Annotated in this window: 20 protein-coding genes and 1 pseudogene; 16 read left to right on the top strand and 5 right to left on the bottom strand. The window is 73.2% G+C overall.

The window, feature by feature from the left end:
- Positions 1-154 precede the first annotated feature (154 nt).
- Both ABZS77_RS24390 and ABZS77_RS24385 read left to right on the top strand, forming a co-directional pair.
- Entirely contained in the window at positions 155-1,123 is a 969-nt protein-coding gene (locus ABZS77_RS24390; RefSeq protein WP_354827031.1) for a DUF5715 family protein, read from the top strand.
- 4 nt (positions 1,124-1,127) lie between these two features.
- Positions 1,128-2,717, top strand: a complete 1,590-nt coding sequence (locus ABZS77_RS24385; RefSeq protein WP_354827028.1) for an asparagine synthase-related protein — start codon at positions 1,128-1,130, stop codon at positions 2,715-2,717.
- An 18-nt stretch (positions 2,718-2,735) separates the two neighbouring features.
- On the opposite strand, the gene ABZS77_RS24380 is transcribed toward ABZS77_RS24385, so the two are convergent.
- Both ABZS77_RS24380 and ABZS77_RS24375 read right to left on the bottom strand, forming a co-directional pair.
- Positions 2,736-3,947, bottom strand: a complete 1,212-nt coding sequence (locus ABZS77_RS24380; RefSeq protein WP_354827025.1) for an SLC13 family permease — start codon at positions 3,945-3,947, stop codon at positions 2,736-2,738.
- A 145-nt stretch (positions 3,948-4,092) separates the two neighbouring features.
- Positions 4,093-5,538: a hypothetical protein gene (locus ABZS77_RS24375; RefSeq protein ID WP_354827023.1), complete on the bottom strand. Its 1,446-nt coding sequence runs from the start codon at positions 5,536-5,538 to the stop codon at positions 4,093-4,095.
- Positions 5,539-5,676: 138 nt separating this feature from the next.
- Here ABZS77_RS24375 and ABZS77_RS24370 point away from each other — a divergent pair, with 138 nt between their 5' ends.
- The 4 genes from ABZS77_RS24370 (at position 5,677) to ABZS77_RS24355 (ending at position 10,931) form a co-directional block, all read left to right on the top strand.
- The gene (locus ABZS77_RS24370; RefSeq protein ID WP_354827020.1) at positions 5,677-6,384 is read left to right on the top strand and encodes a DUF305 domain-containing protein; all 708 of its coding nucleotides are present in this window, start codon (positions 5,677-5,679) and stop codon (positions 6,382-6,384) included.
- A 45-nt stretch (positions 6,385-6,429) separates the two neighbouring features.
- Entirely contained in the window at positions 6,430-7,641 is a 1,212-nt protein-coding gene (locus tag ABZS77_RS24365) for a histidine kinase (RefSeq protein ID WP_354827017.1), read from the top strand.
- Positions 7,638-8,303 carry a response regulator transcription factor gene (locus ABZS77_RS24360; RefSeq protein ID WP_354827015.1) on the top strand — a complete coding sequence of 222 codons (666 nt, stop codon included), beginning with the start codon at positions 7,638-7,640 and terminating at the stop codon, positions 8,301-8,303. The genes ABZS77_RS24365 and ABZS77_RS24360 overlap by 4 nt, the downstream gene beginning before the upstream one ends.
- A gap of 147 nt (positions 8,304-8,450) precedes the next feature.
- Positions 8,451-10,931, top strand: coding sequence for an FtsX-like permease family protein (locus ABZS77_RS24355; RefSeq protein WP_354827012.1), 2,481 nt, complete (start codon positions 8,451-8,453; stop codon positions 10,929-10,931).
- Positions 10,932-11,130: 199 nt separating this feature from the next.
- On the opposite strand, the gene ABZS77_RS24350 is transcribed toward ABZS77_RS24355, so the two are convergent.
- Together ABZS77_RS24350 and ABZS77_RS24345 are read right to left on the bottom strand one after the other, a co-directional pair.
- On the bottom strand, positions 11,131-12,393 hold the full coding sequence (locus ABZS77_RS24350) for a nucleotide sugar dehydrogenase (protein WP_354827009.1): 1,263 nt from the start codon (positions 12,391-12,393) through the stop codon (positions 11,131-11,133).
- Between the two features lie 110 nt (positions 12,394-12,503).
- Positions 12,504-13,862, bottom strand: coding sequence for a serine/threonine-protein kinase (locus ABZS77_RS24345; protein WP_354827006.1), 1,359 nt, complete (start codon positions 13,860-13,862; stop codon positions 12,504-12,506).
- 537 nt (positions 13,863-14,399) lie between these two features.
- Here ABZS77_RS24345 and ABZS77_RS24340 point away from each other — a divergent pair.
- The 10 genes and pseudogenes from ABZS77_RS24340 to ABZS77_RS24295 form a co-directional block, all read left to right on the top strand.
- Positions 14,400-14,927 (top strand): annotated as a pseudogene (locus ABZS77_RS24340) (RNA polymerase sigma factor); the annotation flags it as partial.
- Between the two features lie 310 nt (positions 14,928-15,237).
- Positions 15,238-16,059, top strand: coding sequence for a hypothetical protein (locus ABZS77_RS24335; protein ID WP_354827004.1), 822 nt, complete (start codon positions 15,238-15,240; stop codon positions 16,057-16,059).
- A gap of 206 nt (positions 16,060-16,265) precedes the next feature.
- Positions 16,266-17,501 carry an ergothioneine biosynthesis glutamate--cysteine ligase EgtA gene (gene egtA, locus ABZS77_RS24330; RefSeq protein WP_354827127.1) on the top strand — a complete coding sequence of 412 codons (1,236 nt, stop codon included), beginning with the start codon at positions 16,266-16,268 and terminating at the stop codon, positions 17,499-17,501.
- Positions 17,498-18,835, top strand: coding sequence for an ergothioneine biosynthesis protein EgtB (gene egtB / locus ABZS77_RS24325; RefSeq protein ID WP_354827002.1), 1,338 nt, complete (start codon positions 17,498-17,500; stop codon positions 18,833-18,835). Before egtA ends, egtB begins: the two co-directional genes overlap by 4 nt.
- Before the next feature lie 28 nt (positions 18,836-18,863).
- Positions 18,864-19,610, top strand: coding sequence for an ergothioneine biosynthesis protein EgtC (gene egtC / locus ABZS77_RS24320; protein ID WP_354827000.1), 747 nt, complete (start codon positions 18,864-18,866; stop codon positions 19,608-19,610).
- Positions 19,611-19,654: 44 nt separating this feature from the next.
- On the top strand, positions 19,655-20,620 hold the full coding sequence (egtD, locus tag ABZS77_RS24315; protein WP_354826997.1) for an L-histidine N(alpha)-methyltransferase: 966 nt from the start codon (positions 19,655-19,657) through the stop codon (positions 20,618-20,620).
- Between the two features lie 217 nt (positions 20,621-20,837).
- On the top strand, positions 20,838-21,425 hold the full coding sequence (locus ABZS77_RS24310; protein ID WP_354826994.1) for a TMEM165/GDT1 family protein: 588 nt from the start codon (positions 20,838-20,840) through the stop codon (positions 21,423-21,425).
- A 39-nt stretch (positions 21,426-21,464) separates the two neighbouring features.
- Positions 21,465-21,827: a DUF1622 domain-containing protein gene (locus tag ABZS77_RS24305; protein WP_354826991.1), complete on the top strand. Its 363-nt coding sequence runs from the start codon at positions 21,465-21,467 to the stop codon at positions 21,825-21,827.
- Entirely contained in the window at positions 21,824-22,156 is a 333-nt protein-coding gene (locus ABZS77_RS24300) for a hypothetical protein (RefSeq protein WP_354826988.1), read from the top strand. The genes ABZS77_RS24305 and ABZS77_RS24300 overlap by 4 nt, the downstream gene beginning before the upstream one ends.
- Complete coding sequence (locus ABZS77_RS24295; RefSeq protein WP_354826985.1) at positions 22,153-22,350, top strand: hypothetical protein; 198 nt, start codon at positions 22,153-22,155, stop codon at positions 22,348-22,350. Before ABZS77_RS24300 ends, ABZS77_RS24295 begins: the two co-directional genes overlap by 4 nt.
- Positions 22,351-22,382: 32 nt before the next feature.
- Here ABZS77_RS24295 and nhaA read toward each other — a convergent pair whose 3' ends face one another.
- Positions 22,383-23,729: a Na+/H+ antiporter NhaA gene (gene nhaA, locus ABZS77_RS24290; protein ID WP_354826983.1), complete on the bottom strand. Its 1,347-nt coding sequence runs from the start codon at positions 23,727-23,729 to the stop codon at positions 22,383-22,385.
- Positions 23,730-23,952: the final 223 nt, after the last annotated feature.

Here is a 23,952-nt window from a genome sequence, read left to right as displayed (position 1 = left end):
CAGCGGCGTGCGGGTGCCCGCCGGTCGGCGAGGTTGCGACACCGCGGTCCGTTCGGGGGTAGATAGGAGGATTACTCGGTCCGCTCCGGTCCGGATGATTACGGTGCGTTATAGGGCGAACCACCCAGCGCCGTGACCGGAGAGAGGGACCGTCATGCGAGTGCCCAGCCGTAGCCCGGGACAGCAGCCCGGTTCGCCCGTGTCGCCCACCGCCCCGGCCCGCCGACGGCCCCCCGGCACCGCGCCGCGACGACTTCCCACCGCCGCGCCCGACCTGGCCGCCTACCGGGCCGCCGTCGCCGAACTGCTGGTGGAGGTGGGCGCCCTGGCCGACGCGGCGAGCACCCGCGCCCGGCAGGTGCTCATCGACGAGCGGCTGCGCGAGCCGGCGCTCGCCGCAGTCCTCGACGCCACCCCGCAGGGGGTGATCGGCGCGCGCGAGACACTGCTGCTGGAGATGGCCCGGTACCAGCCGAACGAGCGGACCTCCGCGCGGGACCTCACCGCGCTGGTCCGGATCTACCTGCTCTCGCGCATCGACGTGTTCTGGTGGCAGGACGCGCCGACCTTCGTCACCGACGACCAGGTCAACGGCAGCGCAGAGCTTGTCGACCTGGAGTGGCTGCGCCGCCGGGACCTGCTGCGCTTCCGCTACCAGGAGCAGCCCGCCACTGCGCTCGGTCGCGCCGTACGGGGCCTGCGACGCCGGATGCGACCCGACGCCACCCCGCGCACCGCTGGCCTGCTGTTCCGCCGCGCCCGACGCGAGGTGGTGGCTCTGCTCAACGACCTCGGACGGGAGTTCGCCGCCGCCGCGCCGCCGGCCACCCCACCGCTGTGGGTGACCAGCCTGGTCCGCAGCGCCGAGCACCAGTACCGGCTGCGTCGCCTGGGCTACGCCGCGATGCTGCCCAGCGGTCACTGCCTCGGCTACTCGGTCGACGTCGAGCTGGCCTGGTTCGAGCGGTTCGGCGCGCGGGACACCCTGGCGCGGCTGCTGCTGGCCCGGCAGGAGTCCGGTGAGATCAACGTGATCGACGAGGGACAGGCCTGGCACCTGTGTCTCGCGCCCACCGCCCGGCGTCGGCTACGCCGGGCGTACGAGGCCGAGATGGGGGTCTGAGCCCATGTGCGGCATCGCGTTGAGCCTCGGCCCCGAAGCCGACCCGACGACGTTCCGGCGGATGCTCGCCGTCCTGGCGCCCCGAGGTGAGGTCACCGAGACCTGGGCCGAGAGCGGTCTGCTCGCCGGAACCCGCCGGCTGCGGGTCGTCGACCGGGACCGGGCGGTGCAGCCGTGGACGTCCACCGACGAGCGCTGGCTGCTCTGCTTCAACGGCGAGATCTTCAACCACCGGGAACTGCGGACGCAGCTCACCCGGCTCGGGCAGGTGTTCCGCACCGAGAGCGACACCGAGGTGCTGCTCGCCGCCTTCCAGCAGTGGGGGGAATCGGCGGTCACGCGGCTGCGCGGCGAGTACGCCTTCGCCGTCGTCGAACGCGCCACCGGCCGGGCGTACCTGGCCCGCGACCCGCTCGGGGTGAAGCCGCTGTACTGGTCCCGCCGGCCGGGCTGCCTGCACCTCGCCTCCGAGGTCAAGGCGCTCGTCGGGCACCGCGCCCCGATCAGCGAGGTCCCGCCCGGACACCACGGCTGGGCGGAGACCGACGGGCACGTGCGGTTGCGGCCGTACGTCGACCTGCTCACCATCGGCGAGGGCCTGCCGGTCATCGACGACCCGGACGAGGCCGCCCTGCTCGTCCGTGCCGCGCTGAGCGACGCCATCCGGATGCGGGTGGACACCGACCTGACCGTCGGTGTGGTCCTCTCCGGTGGGCTGGACAGCTCGGTGACCCTGCGCCAGGTCCGGGACCTGCACCCGGACTGCGTGGCGGTGACCGTCGGTGTGCCGGACAGCCCCGACGTGGCGTACGCGCGGCGGCTCGCCGCCGACCTCGACGTGCCGCACGTGGTGGTCGAGTTGCGTCCGCGCGACATCCGGCTCGCCGACGTACGCGAGGCGATCCGCGTCTCGGAGCTGACCGAGTACGGCGACATCATCAACGCGGTGGTCTCGGTGCCGATCTTCCGGCGGTTGGGGCAGCTGGGCATCAAGGTGGTGCTCACCGGCGACGGCTCCGACGAGCTGTTCGGCGGGTACCCGATGTACCACCGGGTCGGGCCGGCCGCCGCCCGCCGACTGTTCCTGCACCGGATCCGCAACCTGTGCCGCACCGAGTTGCAGCGGGTCGACCGGGCCGCGATGGGGCACGGGGTGGAGGCGCGGGTGCCGTTCCTCGACCTCAGCGTCGTGGAGTTGGCGATGCGGCTGCCGCTGAGCCTCAAGCTGCGCCACGGTCAGGAGAAGTGGATCGTCCGGCGGGCGTTCGCCGACGTGCTTCCCGACTACATCCTGCGGCGGCCGAAACACCCCATGTCGTACTCGTCGGGGCTGCACGAGCGGGTCCGGCTGTACAAGCCGCTCTTCGCGAGGCTGCACCGCGCCTTCGGCTACGACCTGCTGGAACCGGTCCGGCGGGACTTCGACACGGTGCTCAGCCGGTGCGGCAACGACCTGGACCGGGCCATCGCCGACGGGTTGAGCCGGCCCGACTACACGGTCCTGGAGCACGCCCGCGACCTGGTCGGCGCGGCCAGGTGGAACGCGGCTCCGATGGTCCGGCGGCTGGTCGGCCCGCGCCCGGCCCGCCACTGACGCCCGTCCCGGCAGGCATCAGGTCACCACCAGCAGCGCGCCCACCGCGGCGAGGGTCGCGGTGACCGCGAGCAGGGTGCTGGTCAGCACGAACCGGGTCACCGGCACGCGCACCCCGGCGGCCCGGCACCGCTCGAACCACAGCAGGGTGGCAAGCGACGCCCAGGGGGCGGCCAGCGGGCCCACGTTGGTGCCGATCAGCAGGGCCAGCAGGCGGGTGTGGTCACCGGTCGGCAGCACCGACTCGCCGGCCAGGTAGGCGGGCAGGTTGTTCACCGCGTTGGCGAGCAGCGCTCCGGTGCCACCCGCGCGCAGGGCGCCGAGCACGCCGCCGTCGCCGCCGAGGAGGGTGCCGACCAGGTCGTCCAACCCGTGCCGGCCGAGGGTCTGCACCACCAGGAACAGGCCGGTGACAAAGAACAGCAGACGTACCGGGACGAGCCCCGGGCGCAGGGTGGCGGGGGAGCGGACGACGAATCCGACGAGCACCAGCGCGACCGCGACGGTGGAGGCGAGGCCGATCTCCACGCCGGCGAGGATGCCGGCGACGAAGATCAGGCAACCGGCGAGCGCGGTACGGTGCAGGACCGGGTCGGCAGGTACGTGCCGGGTCGGCGGGACGAAACGCCCACCGGTGGGCCGCTCCCGCCGCCACCACCCGAACCAGAGCAGGGCCATGGTGACCGCCACGGCGGCGAGCTGCGGCAACGCCATCCTGGCCGCGTACGCCAGGGGCACCAGCCCGACGCGGTCGGCGGCGAGCAGGTTGGTCAGGTTGGAGACCGGTAGCAGCAGGCTCGCGGTGTTCGCCAGCCAGACCGTGGTGACGGCGAGCGGGGCGGCCGGTATCCGCAGGTTCCGGGCCAGCGCGAGCAGCACCGGGGTGAGCAGGACGGCTGTGGTGTCGAGGTTGAGCACGAGGGTGGTCAGCGTGGCGAGGCCGCCGCAGAGCAGGAACAGCGCCGCCCAACGGCCCCGGGCGGCGATGGCCAGTCGGCTGGCCAGCACGTCGAAGACACCGGCCACGGCGGTCAGCTCGGCGAGGACGATCACGGTGCCGAGGAAGAGCAGCAGCGGCAGGATCCGGTGCAGGGTGGCGGTTGTCTCCGCCCGGGGGAGCAGCCCGCTCAGCGCGCAGGCCCCGCCGACCACGGCGAGCACGGCCGCCACCAGGTCCAGCGGGTGGGGCCGCCAGCGCGTGGACGGTTCGGGCGGGGCGGCAACTGTCACATCTGCTCACGTTGGCACAGCGTCCGACCAGCCGCCCGGCAACCCCTCGCGCTGGTGACCGGCCCCACCGTGCCGATCCGCCGCCGGACAGGGGCCGGGCCCGACCCCGGAGATCGGGGGTCGGGCCCGGTGCGCTGCGCGGTGCCTACCAGCCCAGGTAGCTGGGCTGGGTCTGCACGTTGAGCTCCTGGTAGCGGGTCAGCTTGGCCGACCAGGTACGCCAGTCGTTCAGCTCCAGGACGTCGAGTCCCTTCGCCATGTCGTTGGAGTAGATGTGGCCGTTGTAGTAGTACGCGGACCAGGTGCCGCCGCCGACGAACGTGTCGGCCGAGAGCGGGCCGCGCTCCCAGAAGGCGATCTCCTTCGGGTTGGCCGAGTCGGTGAAGTCGAACACCGAGATGCCACCCTGGTACCACGATTGGACCATGATGTCCCTGCCGAGCACCGGGATCAGCGAGCCGTTGTGCGCCACGCAGTTCTCGGTGTCGGCGTTCGCCCGGGGGATCTTGTAGTAGCTGCGGAAGGTCATCGTGCGGGCGTCGCCGCGGCCGGCGATGTCGTAGATGGCGTCCGCGCCCCGGTTCGGGCCCACGGCCTCGTTGCAGGTCGCCGCGCTGCCACCACCCAGCTCGTCGGTGAAGATCACCTTGGTGCCGGAGTTGTTGAAGGTGGCCGAGTGCCAGAACGCGAAGTTGACCTCGTCCCGGACGCGGTTGATGACGCGGGGCGCCTCGCGGTTCTTGATGTCGAGCAGGATGCCGTCACCCATGCAGGCACCGGCGGCCAGATCCTTCGACGGGTAGGCCGTGATGTCGTGGCAACCGGTCGTCGCCGAGCCGGTCTGGCTGCCGGGGAACCCGCCGTCCGGGAAGAGGTTCGGCGTCGCGACCACTGCCGCGTCGGTCGGCTTCTTCACCGGCACCTTGACGATGGAGATGGAGTCGTGCGGCGGCTGGCAGTCCGGGAACTCGGCCCGCGGGCTGTACGAGGAGACGTACAGGTAGACGGCCTTGCGGTCCTTGCCCGGCACCAGGGTGTGGGTGTGTGAGCCGCAGGCGGTCTCGACGGACTTGATGTAGCGCGGGTTGGCCTTGTCCTTGATGTCGAAGATCTTGATGCCCTCCCACGACTCCTTCACGTTCGCCCCCTGCGTGGTGCTGTTGCAGGAGTCGTCGCTGCGGGACGAGTCGGTGGAGAGGAAGAGCAGGTCACCGTGGACGGAGATGTCGTTCTGCGACCCCGGGCAGAGCACCCGGGCCTTGACCGTCGGCGCGCTGGGCCGCGAGATGTCGTAGATGACGAAGCCGTTGTAGTTGCCGGCGTACGCGTACCTGCCCTGGAAGGCGATGTCGCTGTTCGTGGCGTCCAGCGGGGCGACCTTGGGCACGTTGGCGATCTGACGCAGGTTGGGGCTGCTCACGATCTCGTCGACGCCGGGGATCGTGTTGGTCAGCGCGGGGGCTGGCGCCGCCTGCGGCACCGTCTGGGCGTTGCTCGCCGGGGAGGCGAGGGCGCTGGCGACGAGGAGGCCGGTCGTGGCGAGCGCCACGACACGCAGTTGTCGTAACCGTGGCTTGTGGAGTCTGAGCATCGGCGGGGCCCTTCGCAAGGGGGAGGCGATGGTTGACACGGTACCGTCCGACGAAGAACGTCGATGTGAGCTGGGTCACATCAAAGTGGGTTCTTCAATGGATAACATCGCGGTGACCTCGACTGCAGGGAGTGGCCCATGACCAACCGGCGCGCACGCACCCTGGCAGTCGTCACACTGGCGGTCACGTTGCTGCTCGTGGCGTTCATGGTGATCCGCCTCGACGGCGACACCGGCGCCCGCTCGCCGCAGCCGGTCTCCGCGCCCGCCGCCTCCGCCGCGCCGACGGCGGCCAGCCCGGTCCCGACCGACCTGACCGTCATCGCTCCCGGCCGGCCGGGCGAGACGGCGGCCACCCGCCCGGCGCACGAGGTCCGCGACGTCGGCCCCGCACCGCACAACTCGCTTGACGTCTGGTTCGTCCGGATGATGATCCCGCACCACGCGCAGGCCCTGGCGATGGCGGAACTCGCCCCCGAGCGGGCCGCCGACCCCGACGTCCGGGCCATCGCCGACCGCATCCGGGCCAGCCAGGGGCCGGAGATCGGCATGATGCGCGGCTGGCTGCAGACCCGTGGCCTCCCGGCGGAGGTGCCGGGGCACGACCACGGCACCATGCGCGGCATGCAGTCACCCGAGGCGATGCGGCAGCTCGCCGCGGTCCGGGGCGCGGACTTCGACCAGCTCTTCGTCCGGATGATGACCGAGCACCACCGGGGCGCCATCGAGCTGGCCACCGACCTGCTCACCGTCGGCTCCGACCTGACGCTCAACGAGTTCGCCAACTCCCTCGCCACCGAGCAGACCGTCGAGATCGACAGGATGCGCGAGATCCTCGGCCGCTGAGCCGGCCGCAAGCGCGAGGGCCCAGCGCTCCGGCACGTACGCTGGGTGACCGTGAGACGCACCCTGTTCGGCCGCCCGCTGCGCGGCGTCGCCTTCGACGTGGCAGTCGCCGCCCTGGTGGTGCTCGTCTCCCTGGCCGCGGCGGTGAGCCCGCCGGGCGGTTGGGCGGCGACGGCTGTCGGCCTGGGCATGGCGGTGGCGCTGCTGTTCCGGCGTACCCACCCCAGCGCGGTGGTGGTGGCGGTCGCGCTCCTCGCCCTGACCCAGGTGATCGCCCGGTGGGGCCCGCTCGTCTACGACGTGGCCGTCCTGATCGCGCTCTACAGCGTGGTGAAGTACGGCAGGCGGCTGCGCGACGGCGTCCTGGCCGGCGCGGTCGCGGCCGTCGGCGTGCTGCTGGCCGCCGCGCAGACCCCGAACGTCATCCAGTGGTGGGCGACCGCGCTGTGGTACGCGCTGGTCACCGGCGCGGTGTGGTTGGTGGCGCTGAACGTGCGGACACGCCGGCTCTACGTGCTCAGCCTGGAGGAACGGGCCACCACCCTGGAACGCGAGCGGGAGGCCGAGTCCCGGGCGGCGGTCGCCGAGGAGCGCACCCGGATCGCTCGTGAGCTGCACGACGTGGTCGCCCACAGCATGGCCGTGATGATCGTCCAGGCCGACGGCGCCCGGTTCATGCTCGACCGCGACCCCGCCCAGGCGCGGACCGCCGTGAAGGTGGTCGCGGACACCGGCCGGCAGGCACTCGAGGAGATGCGCCGGCTGGTCGGCGTCCTGCGCGACGCCGGCCCGGCCGGGGCCGACGAGCCGGCGGTCGCGGCCGACCCCGAGCACCGACGCCTCGCCCTGGCCGAACTGCCCGACCTGCTGGCCCGATTCGACGACGCCGGCCTGCATGTCCGCAGCACCGTCACCGGTACACCGCCGGCTCTGCCGCCGGGCCTGGAGCTGACCGTCTACCGGGTGGTGCAGGAGGCGCTGACCAACGCGCTCAAGCACGCCGGCGTCGGCGCCGGCGTCGAGGTCGTCCTGTCGTACACCGTCGAGGCCGTCGTGGTCCGGGTGGTCGACGACGGTCGCGGCCGCCCGCTGGTCAGCCCGGCGCCGTCCGGCGGTCACGGCCTGCTCGGCATGCGGGAGCGGGTGACGGTGTACGACGGCAGCCTCACCGCCGGCCCCCGGTCGGGCGGGGGCTGGCAGGTCGAGGTGCGGTTGCCGCTACCGTCAGAGCCGGCAACGGAGGTGATCGCGGCATGACGGTCCGGGTGGTGATCGTGGACGACCAGGCGCTGGTCCGCGCCGGGTTCCGGATGGTGCTGGACTCCCAGCCCGACCTGGAGGTCGTCGGGGAGGCCATCGACGGCGCCGACGCCCTGCGGGTGCTCGCCCGCACCGAGGCCGACGTCGTCGTGATGGACATCCGGATGCCCACCATGGATGGAGTGGAGGCGACCCGGCGGCTCTGCGCCGAGCGGCCCGACGGTGGCCCTCGGGTGCTGGTGCTGACCACCTTCGACACCGAGGCGGACGCGTTCGCGGCGTTGCAGGCCGGGGCGAGTGGCTTCCTGCTCAAGAACGTTCCGCCGGAGGAGCTGCTGGCCGCGATCCGGGTGGTGGCCCAGGGCGACTCGGTGGTGGCCCCGTCGATCACCAGGCGTCTGCTGGACCGGTTCGCCGGGCAGCTCGGCGCCGCCCCGAGCGCCGACCCCCGACTGGCGCAGCTCACCGAACGGGAACGGGAGGTGCTGCTGCTTGTCGCCCAGGGGCTGTCCAACGCGGAGATCGCCGCCCGGGTGCACGTGGCCGAGGCGACCGTGAAGACCCACGTCGGGCGGATCCTGGCCAAACTCCAGCTGCGCGACCGGGTCCAGGCGGTGGTCCTGGCGTACGAGAGCGGACTGGTCACCCCCGGCGGATGACCCCGCGTACGACCTGGGTCGTACCGGCCGGGGCGCGCACCGCGACGCGGGGCGCACACAGGTCGAGCGCGCAGGTGGAGATCGACTGACCGGTGCCGGCCATAGCGTCGGAGGGGTCCGATCCGCACCGCCACCCGGGAGCCCCGCATGATCCGCCTGACTCTGCGCTCGCTGCGTGCCGAGGCGCTGCGCATGCTGCTCTCCGCGCTGGCCGTCGTCCTCGGTGTCGCGTTCATCGCCGGCACCCTGATCCTCGTCGACGGGATGCGGACGGGCGCGTACGAGCGGGCCGGCACGTTCGACCGGCACACCGACGCGGCCGTGTACGCCGGGAAGCGGCCGCTGCCCACCGCCCTGGTGGACCGGGTCCGGGCGGTCGACGGGGTGGCCGCCGCCGCGGGAGAGCTGACCGGCACCGCCGGTGTGGTGGGCGCGGACGGCCGGCCGGTGCTCGGCTACGCCGTGCTCGCCGCCATCCCGACCGAGGCCGCCCTGCGGTCGTACGACGTGGTCGCCGGGCGGTTGCCGGACCGTTCCGGCGAGGTGGTGCTGGACGCCGCCACGGTGGCCGGGGAGGGCTTCGCCCTCGACGGCCCGGTGCGGGTCGGCGGCGCCGGCGGCGTGGCCCGCCCGTACACCCTGGTCGGCACCGTCGACGTGGCCGGCACGGCACGCGACATCGGAGGGCCGTTCATCGGCCTGGTCGGGCGGGACGCCCTCGCCGTGACCGGTGCGGCCGGCTACGACCGGATCATGGTGGCGGCGCGGCCGGGCGTGCGGGGGGACGACCTCACCGGGCGGATCCGTGCGGTGGCCGGCGCCGACACCACCGTGCGGGACCGCCGGCAGATCCTCGACGACGCCGTGGACGAGGCGGTCCGTGACCTGAACCAGTTCACCATGCTGCTAATGATCTTCGTGGCGGTCGCCGTGGTGGTGGCCGGGTTCGTCATCGCCAACACCTTCGCCATCGTGCTGGCCCAGCGCACCCGACGTACCGCCCTGCTGCGTCTGGTCGGCGCCACCCGGGGGCAGGTCTTCCGGTCGGCGGTGCTGGAGTCGGCGGTGCTCGGGATGGTCGCCTCAGCGGTCGGGGTGCTGGTCGGGGTGGCCCTCGCCGGGGGAATAAGGCTGCTGCTGATCCGCCTGGACGTGCCGGTCTCCGGTGGGCTGCGGGTGAGCGGGTCGACCGTGCTGACCGGACTGCTGCTGGGCACCGTCCTCACCGTGGGCGCGGCGCTGCTCCCGGCGTGGCGGGGAACCAGGGTCGCGCCGGTCGCCGCGTTGACCGACGCCGCCGTGCAGCCCGGCCGGGGTGCGGGCCGGCTCCGGCTGGCCCTCGGCGCGGTCGTGCTGGGCGCCGGTGTCGCCGCGCTGGCCGGCGCCGCGAGCGCGGGCCAACTGGTGCTGGTCGCCGGCGGCGGGGTGCTGGCCTTCTTCGGGATCGTCCTGTTCGGACCGGTGCTCGTCCCGGCGCTGGTCCGGGCGTTCGGCTGGCCGCTGCGGCGGCTGGTCGGCACGACGGCCACGCTCGCGGTGGCGAACGCGGTCCGCAACCCGCGCCGGATCGCCGCGACGGCGACCGCCCTGGTGATCGGAATCGGACTGGTATCGGCGTTCGTGGTGGGTGCCCGAAGCACCAAGGACGGCATCGAGCGCAGCGTGGACGCTGAGATCGGCACCGACTTCGTGGTCAGCGGGATCGGACAGGACCTACCCGCCGTGCTCGCCGGTGAGCTGGCCACCCGCCCCGAGTTGGGTGTGGTGCACGAACAGCGCGGCGCGGTCACCGGCGACATCGAGGTCCGCGCCGCCCACCCGGCGCTGGTCCGCCGGACGATCACCGGCGTGCTCGCCGGCGACGCGACCCGGCTCGGGCCCGGGCGGGTGCTGGTGCACCGGGAGCTGGCGCAGGCCAACGGCTGGACGGTCGGTTCACCGGTCACCGTCGCGGGGCGCGGGTTCCAGGTGGCCGCCGTGGTGACCGACGACAGGCCGGCCGTGGTCGCCGGCGACACACCGACCGGGTACGTCATCGACATGGCCGACGCGGACTTCGCCGCGCTCTTTCCCGACCGGCACGGCTTCCTCGCCGAGATCGACCCCGCTCCCGGCGTCGACGCCGACCGGGCGCGGGACGCGATCACCCAGGTGCTGGCCGGCTACCCGACGGTCAACCTCATGGACCAGGGCGCGTACAAGAAGATGCTCACCGGCACCGTCGACATGCTGCTGGCGTTCGTCACCGCGCTGCTCGGCCTGGCCGTGGTGATCGCCCTGGTCGGTGTGGCGAACACGCTGAGCCTGTCGGTGGTCGAACGCACCCGGGAGAACGCCGTGCTGCGGGCCGTCGGCATGACCCGGGGGCGGATGCGGGCCATGCTCGCGGTGGAGGCGGTCCTGATGGCGCTGGTCGGCGCGGTGCTGGGGATCGGACTGGGCACCGGGGTCAGCGCCGCCGCAATGGCCCTGCTGGACCGCCTCGGCGGGGACTTCCACGTGGTGCTGCCGTTCGGCCAGCTCGGGCTGATCCTCGGCGTGTCGGTGCTGGCCGCGCTGCTCGCCTCGGTGCTGCCGGCCCGTCGGGCGCTGTCCCGGCCGGTCGTCGAGGCGCTCGCCGACCAGTGATCCGGCTGGCGTCGTGCCAGCGGACCGGGCCGACCTGCCGCGCGAGCGGACCGGGCCGATCTGTCGCGTCCCAGCGGAGCGGGCCGACCTGCCGCGCCAGCGGACCGGGCCTACCCGCCGCGCCCCAGCTACCTGGCGGACATCCGCCGGCCGGCCCCGCCATCTTCCCCGGCGGCGGGACCGGCCAGCGGTGCCGGGTCTACAGGCGCTCGACCATTGGGCCGGAGCACCTGTTGCGGGTGTCGAAGACGTAGCGGGCGTGCTCGACCACCAGGTCGTAGTCGAAGCTGTCGTGGTCGGTGACCACCACCACCGCGTCGGCGGCCCGTACCTCCCGCTCGGTCAACCCGACCACGGTGACGCCTGCGGGAATGTGGTGCGGCTCGGCGTACGGCTCGACGGCGTGGACCTCGGCGCCGAGGTCCTGGAGCCGCCGGGCCACGTCGACCGCCGGGGAGTCCCGCATGTCGCCGGTGTTCTTCTTGTACGCCAGTCCGAGCAGCAGCAGTCGGGCCCCGCTGACGGCGCGACCGGCCCGGTTCAGCCCGGCCATGATCCGTTGGGCGACGTGCTCGGGCATCTCGTGGTTGACGTCGTTGGCCAGCTCGATGAACCGGAACTGCCGGCCGAGGCGGCGCTTGACCTGCCAGGACAGGTAGCAGGGGTCGATCGGCAGGCAGTGGCCGCCGACACCCGGGCCGGGCTTGAACGGCAGGAACCCGAACGGCTTCGTCTCGGCGGCCTCGATCGCCTGCCAGACGTCGATGTTCAACGGGTGCGAGAGCATCGTCAGCTCGTTGATCAGCGCGATGTTGACCTGCCGGAAGGTGTTCTCGATCAGCTTGGTCAACTCGGCGACCTGGGTGGAGTCCACCGGCACCGTGCGCTCCACCAGACGCCTGTAGAAGCCGTCCACCCGGGCCAGCGACGTCGGGTCGACGCCGGACACCACCTTCGGCGTGTTCTCCAGCCGCCAGGTCGGGTTGCCCGGGTCGATCCGCTCGGGGCTGTAGCCGAGGTGGAAGTCGCCGGGACTGTGCAGCCCGCTGGCCGACTCCAGCAGTGGACGCAGCAGCTCCTCGGTGGTGCCCGGATAGGTGGTGGACTCCAGGATCACCGTGCAGCCCGGCCGCACGTACGGGCCGATGCCCACACCGGCCTGCTCGACGAAGCTCAGGTCGGGGGTGCCGTCACGCAGAGGCGTGGGCACGGTGATGACGCAGACGTCGAAGCCCTGCGCGTCGGTGTAGTCGGAGCTGGGACGGTAGCGTCCGCTGCCCAACGCCCGACCCAGCCGGTCGGCGGGGATGTCCTCGACGAACGACTCACCCGAGGCGAGCCGCTTGACCCGGTCGGTGTCGACGTCGAGGCCGATCACGTCCAGACCTGCCTCGACGGCGCGCATGGCCAGCGGCAGTCCGACGTACCCCTGGCCGATCACGACCAGCTTCTCAGCGCTCACCCGGGCTCCTGCGGCAGATGGTGGAAATGACCTGCTGCGAGCCTAGAGTGGTATTCGGCGACCTAAGTCCGTTTTGGTGATATCGGTGCTGGTGGGGCCGTAGGGCCGGCTCAGCCCGTCGGTCCGTCGGGGTCCGTCGCCGGCGGAGGAGGACTCGTGGTGGGGTCCGGCGCCGGTGCCGTGGTGGTGGGTTCACTCGTCGCGGGCCCCGTCGGAGTCGCGGTGGTCGCCGTCGCCGTCGGTGTCGGTGGGGTGGTCGTCTGGCTGGGCTGGGTGCTCGGCGTCGCGCTGACCGTGACGGCCGCACTGGTGCCCGGCGCGTTCGGCCGGTTCGGGCGGGCCGAGTCATCGGTGACCTGCTCGTTCCCGGCGGGCACCTCCACCTGGCCGGTCGGTGCCACGGTCGGGGAGGTGGTGGGCAGCTTGACCGCCGGGGCGTCCGCGTTCTTCGTCGCGCCAAGGGCTGCCACCAGCGCGGTGACCGCCACCAGCACTGTCGCCGCCGCGCCGACCAACGCGCCGCGCCGGCCGCGTCGACGACCCGCCGGGGCGACGGCCGCGCCGACCGGTACGTCGGTGCGGGTGCCCGGCCCGGCGTCCCGCAACGGGACGGACGTCGCCATCGCGGTGGGCGGTTCGCCACCGGTCACCGCGGTCCGGGCCGCCTCGGCCATCGCCGCGCCACTGCTGAAGCGGTCGAGGGGGTCCTTCGCCAGCGCCCGCGACACCAGGGCGCGGACCGCCTCCGGGATCTCGTGCGGCAGCTCCGGCGGCTCGTCGTCCAGATGGCGTACGGCGACCTGGAGCGGGTTGTCGCCGGTGAAGGGTGGACCGCCGGTGAGGCAGCAGTAGGCGACCGCGCCCAGGGCGTAGATGTCGGTGGCACCGCTGACCGGCCGGCCGGCCGCCTGCTCGGGCGCCATGTACAGAGCCGTGCCGGGCACCGCGTTGGCGCTGGTGATGCTTGTGACATTCGTGGAGCGGGCCACGCCGAAGTCGACCAGGACGACGGTGCCGTCCTCCTGCACCAGCAGGTTGCTCGGCTTGACGTCGCGGTGCACGATGCCGCCGCGGTGCGCCGCGTTCAGCGCCTGGGCCGCCTGGGCCACGATCGACATCGTCTCGGACACGTCGAGCCGACCGGCCGCCTCGATCCGCTTGGACAGCGGCTCGCCGTCGACGAACTCCATGACCAGGTAGTCGGCCCGCCCACCGTCGGGCAGGTCGTCCTCGCCGCAGTCGTAGACCTGCACGATGCCCGGGTGCCGCAGCGCCGCCATGATCCGCGCCTCGGCCCGGAACCGGGCGATGAAGTCGGGGTCGGAGACCAGCGCCGGCAGCAGGACCTTGACCGCGACCTGCCGGCCCAGGACCAGGTCCGAGGCGCGCCAGACATCGCCCATGCCGCCGGTGGCGACACGTTCGTCCAAGCGGTATCGACCGCTGAGCACGACCTCCGATGACAACACAGCATTACCGTACCTAGAGTGGCGCGGAACGGCGCGCTGCGCCCGTCCCGTCGGACGCACCGTCCCGACGGTTCCCCCGGCTCGACCTGCGGGGAAACGCCGGTCCGTGACGCCCCGACCGCGAGGGGTCACGACTGTCCACGGACGTCGGGTGATCTCTTGTCGAGGAATGCTCATACCCGACCGCGCGCACGGGGAGCGTCCACCGGGCGCCCACCGTTACGGCGACGCGCCGTTCTTGCCATTAGACAATTGTCACTCTTCCGTGACGTGGTGCCGACTTGTCGGCCGGTGGGTCCGCTCCTAGCGTTAGCGCGGCTCGGGCCCCGCCCGGCGGCTACGGCGTGTGACACGTCGGGAGCCGACCGTCGTTGCGCTGGCCCAGAAACCGGCCGGGACCACCTCGGCCGTGGGGCGTGACCGGAATCGGGGAAGGGCGGTGCGGGTGCGGGAGCTGGTCGGGCCCACGCGTCGCGCCACATCCGATGCCCCGGCGCGCCCCGGGCCGACGCGCCCCAGGTGCTCCGTGGGCCACCGATGACCGCCGAACTGACCGACGCGGTCACCGCGGCGCAGGCCGGGGACGAGGAGGCCTTCCGCTTCCTCTACCGCAGCCTCCAGCCGGGCCTGCTGCGCTACCTGACCGCCCTGGTCGGCGGGGACGCCGAGGACGTCGCGTCGGAGACCTGGTTGCAGATCTCCCGCGACCTGCCGAGCTTCACCGGCGGCGAGTTCCGGGCGTGGACCGTCACGATCGCCCGCAACCGGGCGATGGACCACCTGCGCAAGCTGCGTCGTCGGCCGTCGCTGCCGGTACCGGTGCAGGCGCTCGTCGACCTCGCCAGCGACGCGGACACCGCCGAGCGGGCCGGGGAGACGATCGGCACCGAGGCGGCCCTGGCGTTGATCGCCACCCTGCCACCCCGTGAGGCGGAGGCCGTCCTGCTGCGGGCGGTTGTCGGCCTGGACGCGGAATCGGCCGGTCAGGTGCTCGGTCGCCGGGCCGGTGCCGTGCGGACCGCCGCCCATCGAGGGCTTCGCCGCCTCGCGGCCCTGCTGGAACGACCGGATCCGGCCACGGCCGGCACCGCCACCGTCGAGACCCCCACGCCACCGCCCGGTGGCGCCGCCCTCGTACCGCCGGTTGGCGCTGGCGGTGTCGTGCCGTCGGTCGGTGGCACCGCGGTCGTGCCGCCGGTCGGTGGCGTCGGTGTCGTGCCACCGCCCGGTGGCGCCGCCGTCGTGCCGCCGGTCGGCGCCGACGGTGTCGTGCCGCCCGTCGGCGGCGGGACGGTCGCGCAGGCGGCGCGTCCACGCGACCGGTCAGGTCGGACCCACGCCGAGTCGGCGGACGGCTGACGTGAGGGGAGCCCGGATGAACCCGAACCGGCCCGACCGGTGGGCCGACCGCGCCGAGACCGAACGGCTGCTCGACGCGGCGCGCGCCGCCGTGCCCGCAGACGCGCCGCCGACGTCCGAACCGGCGACCCCGGGCGACCCGACCGACGCCCTGACCCGCCTCCTCGCCGCCGCCGCGGCCCCGGCCCGACCCGGGGAACTGGGCGGTGAGCAGGCGGCGCTCGCCGCGTTCCGGACCGCCCGGGCCAACCCGCAGCCTGCCGTGCCCCGCCGGTCGCGTCGCCGCCGGCTGACCACCGGCGCCGTAGCCTGGATCGGCGCGTTGGCGGCGACCGCCACGGCCGGCGTCGCCTTCGCCGCCGTCACCCTCGACCAACCACCCGACCCGTCGCCACCGGTGCCGAGCAGCCCATGGCCCAGCCGTACCGCCGTCGAGGCGAGCCCGTCCGGCGACCGCGGCGCCGGGCCCAGCCGGGCCACGCCCGGCACGCCGTCGCCCGGCGACGCCACCCCGTCCGGGCCGACGCCCGTCGGTCAGGTGCACGGGCTGTGCCGTGCCTGGCAGGCCAAGAAGCCGGACCAGCGGGACAAGGCGCTGCGGACGTCCGGTTTCCAGAAGCTGGTGACCGCCGCCGGCGGCGCGGACCAGGTGGGGCCGTTCTGCCAGCGGCTGGTGCCCGAGCCGCCGCCGACCTCGCCCTCGCCTCCGACCTCGCCCCCGACCCCGCCCCCGACCCCGACCCCGACCTCGGCGCCGTCGAAGCCGAAGTCGAAGCCGTCCGACTCGGCGAAGGTCAAGCCGTCGCAACCGGCGACGGACCTCCCCACCCGCGACTGACCGTCGCGGACCTCCCCGCTCGGAACTGACCGTCGCGGACCTCCCCACCCGGGACCGGCCGTCGCGGTTCGTTCCGCCCTGGGCCGGGAAATTCGTCTGTTAGACAGAGGTTGGTGGCACCGTGGACGGGCCCCCGACAGTGTCGGAGGGTGGGTTTACGGTGGCACGGTGTGCCGGTGTCGGCACACGGAGAGGGGGCCCGACCCGTGGTGACGTCACCCGAGCTGGACCGCAGCGCGATTCTGCGTGAGTCCGCCGCCGCCGTGCGGCACCTGGCCCGGATCTGTTTCAAGACCGGCCCACCCACCCACACCGGCGTCGAACTGGAATGGACCGTGCACGACGCCGCCGACCCCGCCCGCCCCGTCACTCCGACGCGGCTGCGCGCGGCGCTCGGGCGGCACAGCCCCGTCACCCTGGACGCGACCAGCCCGGCCGAGCCGCTGCGACACGGCGCGACTGTCACGCTGGAGCCGGGTGGCCAACTGGAGATCTCCACCCCGCCCCGCTCCTCGACCGCCGCGTTGATCGAGGCCACCGAGGCCGACATCGCCCAGGTCACCGACCTGCTGGCCGCGGCCGGTCTGATCCTCGGCCGCAGCGGCATCGACCCGTACCGACGCCCCCGCCCGGTGCTGGAGACTCCCCGCTACCGCGCCATGCGGGGCGCGTTCGACAGGCGTGGTCCGGCCGGCCGGACGATGATGTACAGCACCGCCGGCCTCCAGGTCTGCCTCGATGCCGGCGAGCCGGACCAGGTCGCCACGCGGTGGGCCACGGCCCACGCGGTCGGTCCGCCGCTGCTCGCGGCGTTCGCCTCCGCCGCCCGGCACGCGGGGCGGCGCACCGGCTGGGCCTCCGCCCGGATGGCGGCGTGGCTGGCCATCGACCCGGCCCGCACCCGCCCGGTCTGGACGGCCACGAACGCCCACGAGGACCCGGCCGAGACCTGGGTGCGGTACGTGCTGGCGGCGCCACTGCTCTGCCTGCGCCGGCGCGGCCCGGACTGGGCCGCCCCGCCCGGCGTGACCTTCGCCGACTGGCTCGACGGGGCGTTGCCCCACCCGCCGACCACCGACGACCTCGACTACCACGTCAGCACGCTGTTTCCGCCGGTGCGTCCTCGTGGCTACCTCGAGTTGCGCTACCTGGACGCCCAGCCGGGCGGGGACTGGCAGCTTCCACTGGCGGTGCTCACCGCGTTGTTCGCCGACGCCGACACGGTGGGTGCCGCGTACTCGATCGCCGCGCCGGTGGCGGACCGCTGGTCGGTGGCCGCCCGGCAGGGGCTCGCCGACGCGGCGCTGGCCGCCGCCGCTGTCGCACTGCTCGACCTGGCCCTGACCGGGCTGCCCCGGCTGGATCTGCCGGCCGACATCCACGACGACATCGCACGAGGCGTTCGGCGGCGGTTGGCCGCCGCGGAGAGGAGTGACCGGTGACCGCGACGACGACGGGACACACCGACGGGGAGCGGCTGCGCGACCGGATCGCGGTGGAGCTGGCCCGGGCCCGGTCCCGCACCGCGCTGCTGACCGAGGTGGTCGACGACGCCGACCTGATGCGTCAGCACTCGCCGCTCATGTCTCCGCTGGTCTGGGACCTGGCGCACGTCGGCAACCAGGAGGAGCTGTGGCTGGTCCGGGACGTCGGTGGCCGCGAGCCGGTCCGGTGCGACATCGACGAGCTGTACGACGCGTTCAAGCAGCCCCGCCGCGACCGGCCCGCGCTGCCCCTGCTGCCGCCCGCGGAGGCCCGCGCCTACCTGGGCACCGTCCGGGACAAGGTGCACGACCTGCTCGACACGGTGCGGTTCACCGAGCGTCCCCTGGTGGCCGACGGGTTCGCCTTCGGCATGATCGTCCAGCACGAGCAGCAGCACGACGAGACGATGCTCGCCACCCACCAGTTGCGCGCCGGGCCGGCGGTGCTGCACGCCCCGGCGCCTCCCGAGCCGCGCGCCTCCGTCGGCGGGGAGGTGCTGGTCCCGGCCGGTGAGTTCACCATGGGCACCGACACCGACCCGTGGGCTCTGGACAACGAACGTCCCGCGCACCGCGTCGACCTGCCCGCGTACGTCATCGACGCGGCCCCGGTCACCAACGGGCAGTACGAGGCGTTCATCGCCGACGGCGGCTACACCGACCCGCGCTGGTGGAGCGCGGCCGGCTGGGCGCACCGGGTCCGGGAGGGCCTCGAGGCCCCGATGCACTGGCGGCGTGACGGCGACGGCTGGTCGTACCGGCGGTTCGGCCGGTGGGACCGGGTCCGGGCCGACGAGCCGGTGGTGCACGTGTGCTTCCACGAGGCTCAGGCGTACGCGGCGTGGGCCGGCAAGCGGCTGCCGACCGAGGCGGAGTGGGAGAAGGCGGCCCGGTGGGATCCGGTTTCGGGGCGGTCCCGCCGCTACCCGTGGGGCGACGACGAGCCGACCGAGGCGCACGCCAACCTGGACCAACGCCACCTGCGGCCGGCTCCGGTGGGGGCGTACCCGGCGGGCGTCTCGCCGCTGGGTGTGCACCAGCTCATCGGTGACGTCTGGGAGTGGACGTCGACGGCTTTCCGGGGGCATCCCGGCTTCACTGCGTTCCCCTACCGGGAATACTCGGAGGTCTTCTTCGGCGACGACCACCGGGTGCTGCGCGGCGGCTCGTTCGGCACCGACCGGTCGGCCTGTCGGGGCACCTTCCGCAACTGGGACTATCCGATCCGCCGGCAGATCTTCAGCGGTTTCCGGTGTGCCCGCGACGCCCGCCCGGACGAGTCGCACAGGTGACCCGACGTGTGGCGGGCGGGTGGCGCTGATGTGCCGTCACCTGGCCTATCTGGGGCCACCGGTCACCCTGGCCGAGTTGCTGTTCGAGCCGGCGTACTCGCTTGTGCGCCAGTCCTGGGCGCCGCGCGACATGCGCGGCGGCGGCACGATCAACGCCGACGGGTTCGGCGTGGGCTGGTATCCGGGTGACGGCGACCCGGTGCGCTACCGGCGGGCCCAGCCGATCTGGAGTGATCCGACGATCGCGGACCTCGCGGCGGTGACCCGCTCCGGCGCGGTTCTCGCCGCGGTCCGTTCGGCCACCGTCGGGATGGCGGTGGTCGAGGGTGCCGCCGCGCCGTTCGCGCAGGGCCGGTGGCTGTTCAGCCACAACGGCGTGGTGCGTGGCTGGCCGGACACGCTGGTGCCGCTCGCCGCGACGCTGCCGGTACGTGACCTGCTGACCCTGGACGCCGCCACCGACTCGGCCCTGCTGTGGGCGCTGGTGCGGCATCGCCTGCGGTCGGGTGACGACCCGGCGCGGGCGGTCGCCGAGACGGTGGCCGACGTGGCCGCGGCGGCACCGGGGTCCCGGTTGAACCTGCTGCTCACCGACGGGCGACGGGTGGTGGCGAGCGTGGCGGGGCACGCGTTGTCGGTGCGCGCGGCGCGGGGTTCGGTCGTGCTCGCCTCCGAGCCGCACGACGACGACCCGGGGTGGCGACCGGTGCCCGAGGGGCAGCTGGTCACGGCCACCGCGGACGAGGTGCGGGTACGTCCACTGCCGATCCGGTGAGGGGTCGGGTACGCGAGTGTTGACTGAGCAGAGAGGCAGGGCCGATGACGGCGGAACCGTTGGAGATCTACCTTGAGCAGCGGGACGTGGAGCGTGGACTGCGTCAGGACGTCCGGACCGGGTTGACGGCCGAGCCGAAGTGGCTGCCGCCGAAGTGGTTCTACGATTCCCGGGGCAGTGAGCTGTTCGAGGAGATCACCCGTCTTCCCGAGTACTACCCGACCCGCGCGGAGCGGGCGGTGCTGGCGCGACACGCCGCCGACATCGCGGCGTTGACCGGCGCGAAGACCCTGATCGAGTTGGGTTCCGGCTCGTCGGAGAAGACCCGGTTGTTGTTGGACGCGTTCGCCAGCCGGGGTGGGCTGGGCACGTTCGTGCCGCTCGACGTGTCGGCGAGCGCGCTGCTGGGGTCCACCGCGCGGATCGCGGCCGACTATCCGGGCCTGCGGGTGCGGGGCATCGTGGGGGATTTCACCCGGCAGCTCGACCGGTTGCCGACCGGCGGCCGTCGGTTGGTGGTGTTCCTCGGCGGCACGATCGGCAACCTGCTGCCGGCCGAGCGGGCCGAGTTCCTGGCCGCCATGCGCGCAGCGTTGGAGGTCGGCGACTGGCTGCTGCTCGGCACCGACCTGGTGAAGGACCCGTCGGTGATCGTGCCCGCGTACGACGACGCGGCCGGGGTGACTGCCGAGTTCAACCGCAACGTGCTGCGGGTGATCAACCGGGAGTTGGGGGCGGACTTCGACCCGGAGGCGTTCGCGCACATCGCTCTCTGGGATCCGGAGCGGGAGTGGATCGAGATGCGGTTGCGCGCCACGCGGGCGATGACCGTGCGGGTGTTGGACCTGGCGGTGGAGTTCGCGGTGGGGGAGGAGTTGCGGACGGAGGTCTCGGCGAAGTTCCGTCCGGCGGGGATCGCCGCCGAGTTGGACACTGCGGGTTTCGCCGCGACGGAGTTCTGGACCGACCCGGACGGGTTGTTCGGGGTCACGTTGGCGCGGGCCCGGTGAGCGGGCCCACCCGTCCGGCCGGCCGCGGGGGTGATCCGATAGGCTGGTCGCGCGAAGGGGAGTAGCCCCCAATGTCGTGGTCGACATACTGGTGCGTTCCGCATCCGGCCACGCGGCCCCGGGTTTCCGGGGCGGGCGAGACCTTCGACTCAGGCTGTAGAAGCCGGGTCGAGGGCGCCCCTGTACCTCCTCCCGGTGTGAAAACGGGAAGGATGTCATGGAGGGATTTTTCGCCGCGCTGGTGGTCAGCTTCGGCGTCATCTTCGTCGCCGAGCTGGGGGACAAGTCCCAGTTGATGGCGTTGACCTTCGCCACGCGGTTCAAGCCGATCCCGGTGCTGATCGGTATCACCGTGGCGACGGCCGTGGTGCATCTGGCGTCGGTGGCCATCGGCGTGGGTCTCGGGTCGGTGCTGCCCACCGACTGGATCTCCCTGGTGGCCGGTGTGGCGTTCCTCGGCTTCGGCGCGTGGACCCTGCGGGGGGACAAGCTCACCGAGGAGGAGAAGAGCAAGGCGGAGAAGACCAACAAGACGGCCTTGGTGGCCGTGTCGGTGGCCTTCTTCCTGGCCGAGTTGGGTGACAAGACGATGCTGGCCACGATCACCCTGGCCACCAAGTACGGCTGGTTCGGCACCTGGCTGGGCTCCACCATCGGCATGGTGGCGGCGGATGCGCTCGCGATCCTGGTCGGTCGGATGCTCGGCCGTCGACTGCCGGAGAAGACCATCAAGTACGGCGCCGCGATCCTCTTCGCGATCTCCGGCCTCTGGCTGATCCTGGAGGCGGTCAACGAGCTGACGTGAGCGCCGACTAGCCGCCCCGAGGGCGGGTAACGGCCCGGGGTGGAGCCGGCGGAGCTGCTGCGCCACGGTGACCAGGTGCTGGTCGCCGTGGTGGAGGTCGCCGGCGCTGTGGTGATCTTCGTGGGTGCCGTCTGGGCGGCGGTGCGGTTCGTGGTCGAGGGGCTGCGGCACCGAACCGCCGCCGTCTTCACTCCGATCCGGCTCACCCTGGGCCGGTTCCTGACCCTCGGCCTGGAGTTCCAGCTGGCAGCCGACGTGCTGCGGACCGCGGTGTCTCCGTCGTTCACGCAGATTGGCCAGTTGGCCGCCATCGCCGCGATCCGGACGGCGCTGAACTACTTCCTGGGCCGGGAGATCCGCCAGGAGCAGCGGCAGGTGGCTGAGGGCGAGCGCCGGTCGTGACCGGCGCGCCGGCCCTGGTGGTCACCGCGCTGGCCCTGGTCACCGGTGTGGTGATCGTGCTGAGCACCGGGGCTCCCCGGACCGCCGTCCGGGTGCTGCTGGACCTGCTGGTCGCGGCGGGTCTGCTGCGGCTCGTCGGCCAGCCCGGCTGGAACGGGCTGGCCGGCGCGGCGGCGATCGTCGCGCTCCGCCAGCTGCTCTGGGCGGCGCTGGGTGCCGCGCCGGCGTGGCCGCGTCGACAATCCCGGCGGCCCTGCGGCGGGGACGATCACCACCTACCGTTGGCGGTGAGAGGCGACACCGGCGAGAGCGGGAGGACACCCACATGAGCAGGCACGACGAACCGAACGAGTACGGCTTCGCCGGCGGTGCCACCGCTCCGGAGCCGCAGCCCGGCGGGAAGCCCGACGAGCAGGACGTGGCCGAGGAGGTGGCGGTGCCGGGTGACGATCTCACCGGGCCGGCGGCCGAGGCGCTGTCGGAGGAGACCGAGGAGCACCGGCCCGCCGAACGCGGACGCTGACGCGTCTGGCGGGTGCGCGGCGACCTGTCCGGTCAGCCGCCCGCCCGGTGTTGGTAGACGTCGGGCACGCCGTCGCCGTCGGCGTCCAGCCGTTCCCGTTCGGCCACCCGGCGGTACGCGGCGTTGCGGCGCAGCAGCACGACGGCCGCCATCGCGGCGGAGAGCAGCGAGCCGGCCAGCACGGCGGTCTTGACCCGGTCGTCGGCGAGCGTGCCGGCGCCGAACGCCAGGTCGCCGATGAGCAGCGACACGGTGAACCCGACGCCGGCGAGCAGCGCGATACCGAGCAGGTCGGCCCACCTGATGTCCTCGTCGAGTTCGGCGCGGGTGAACCGGGCCAGCAGGTACGTCGATCCGAAGATCCCGACGCTCTTGCCGAGGACCAGACCGGCGACGATGGCGATGACCACCGGGTCGGTCAGTAGCGCCCCCAGGTCGGTGCCGCGCAGCGTGACGCCGGCCGCGAACAGGGCGAAGACCGGCACGGCGAAGCCGGCGGACACCGGCCGCCACCGGTGTTCCAGGTGCGCGGCGAGGCCCCCGGCGTCGTCGGTCGGCTGCGCGGTCGTCGACGGCTCACCGGCCGGGCGGCGGGCGAGGACCGGCACGGTGAAGCCGAGCAGGACGCCGGCCACCGTGGCGTGCACACCGGAGGCGTGCACCAGCGCCCAGGCGGCCACCGCGAGGGGGATCAGCGCCCACCACCAGGTATGGCCGCGCCGTACCAGCAGCGCGAAGAGCCCGATCGGCGCCAGCGCGGCGAGCAGCGGTACGGGTTGGAAGTCGGCGGTGTAGAAGACCGCGATGATGGTGATCGCGAACAGGTCGTCGACGACGGCGAGGGTGAGCAGGAAGGCCCGCAGTCCCTGGGGCAGGTGTGAGCTGACCACCGCGAGCACGGCCAGCGCGAAGGCGATGTCGGTGGCGGTGGGGATCGCCCAGCCGCGTAGTCCCTCTCCGCCCGCGGCGGACACGACCGCCACGTAGATCAGCGCGGGTAGCAGCATTCCGCCGAGGGCGGCCACCACCGGCAGGGCGGCCCGTCGTGGGTCGCGCAGTTCCCCGACGACGAATTCGCGCTTGAGTTCGAGCCCCACCACGAAGAAGAAGATGGCCAGCAGGCCGTCCGCGGCCCAGGTCGCCAGGGACAGATCGAGGTGCCAGCGCGCGCCGCCGGGCCACGGCACCCAGTCGCCGAGGCGGAGGTACGAGTCGACCCAGGGGGAGTTCGCCCAGGCCAGCGCGATCACGGCGCCGAGCAGGAGCAGGGCGCCGCCGACCGTCTCGGTCCGCAGGACGTCGGCCAGGTGCCGCGCCTCCGGCCAGGTCGATCGTGAGAACAGCCGGAACCGGTCGGTGGACGGGGTGGGGTCGGCCATGGGCTGGGGTCACCTCGGGTGTCGGGACGGCAGGAATCCATTCGCCGACCAGGCTTCCCGGCACACCGTTGTCGACCCTATCCGGGTGCGCGCGCCCCGGCCACCGCGGGGCGCGAAGGGGACCGACTGATCGGCTGGCGACTTTTCCCCGATGTCGCCGCTGCCGAATGGCCTTCTGTCGGGTTGGTCATGCGGGCGCACATGTCGTCGCCGAAACTACATA

This window comes from Micromonospora sp. NPDC005298 (genome assembly GCF_040607375.1).
Taxonomy (GTDB): domain Bacteria; phylum Actinomycetota; class Actinomycetes; order Mycobacteriales; family Micromonosporaceae; genus Micromonospora.
Note: the sequence above shows the minus strand (reverse complement) of the source record. Positions and strands in the feature narration are given on the sequence as shown.

What these genes read in the sequence shown, in the direction of transcription:
- nhaA (WP_354826983.1), bottom strand. Translation starts at nt 23,729, where the DNA reads ATGGCCGACCCCACCCCGTCCACCGACCGGTTCCGGCTGTTCTCACGA.
- egtD (WP_354826997.1), top strand. Translation starts at nt 19,655, where the DNA reads ATGACGGCGGAACCGTTGGAGATCTACCTTGAGCAGCGGGACGTGGAG.
- egtC (WP_354827000.1), top strand. Translation starts at nt 18,864, where the DNA reads ATGTGCCGTCACCTGGCCTATCTGGGGCCACCGGTCACCCTGGCCGAG.
- ABZS77_RS24370 (WP_354827020.1), top strand. Translation starts at nt 5,677, where the DNA reads ATGACCAACCGGCGCGCACGCACCCTGGCAGTCGTCACACTGGCGGTC.
- ABZS77_RS24375 (WP_354827023.1), bottom strand. Translation starts at nt 5,538, where the DNA reads ATGCTCAGACTCCACAAGCCACGGTTACGACAACTGCGTGTCGTGGCG.
- ABZS77_RS24355 (WP_354827012.1), top strand. Translation starts at nt 8,451, where the DNA reads ATGATCCGCCTGACTCTGCGCTCGCTGCGTGCCGAGGCGCTGCGCATG.
- ABZS77_RS24385 (WP_354827028.1), top strand. Translation starts at nt 1,128, where the DNA reads ATGTGCGGCATCGCGTTGAGCCTCGGCCCCGAAGCCGACCCGACGACG.
- ABZS77_RS24390 (WP_354827031.1), top strand. Translation starts at nt 155, where the DNA reads ATGCGAGTGCCCAGCCGTAGCCCGGGACAGCAGCCCGGTTCGCCCGTG.
- ABZS77_RS24310 (WP_354826994.1), top strand. Translation starts at nt 20,838, where the DNA reads ATGGAGGGATTTTTCGCCGCGCTGGTGGTCAGCTTCGGCGTCATCTTC.
- ABZS77_RS24360 (WP_354827015.1), top strand. Translation starts at nt 7,638, where the DNA reads ATGACGGTCCGGGTGGTGATCGTGGACGACCAGGCGCTGGTCCGCGCC.
- ABZS77_RS24335 (WP_354827004.1), top strand. Translation starts at nt 15,238, where the DNA reads ATGAACCCGAACCGGCCCGACCGGTGGGCCGACCGCGCCGAGACCGAA.
- ABZS77_RS24295 (WP_354826985.1), top strand. Translation starts at nt 22,153, where the DNA reads ATGAGCAGGCACGACGAACCGAACGAGTACGGCTTCGCCGGCGGTGCC.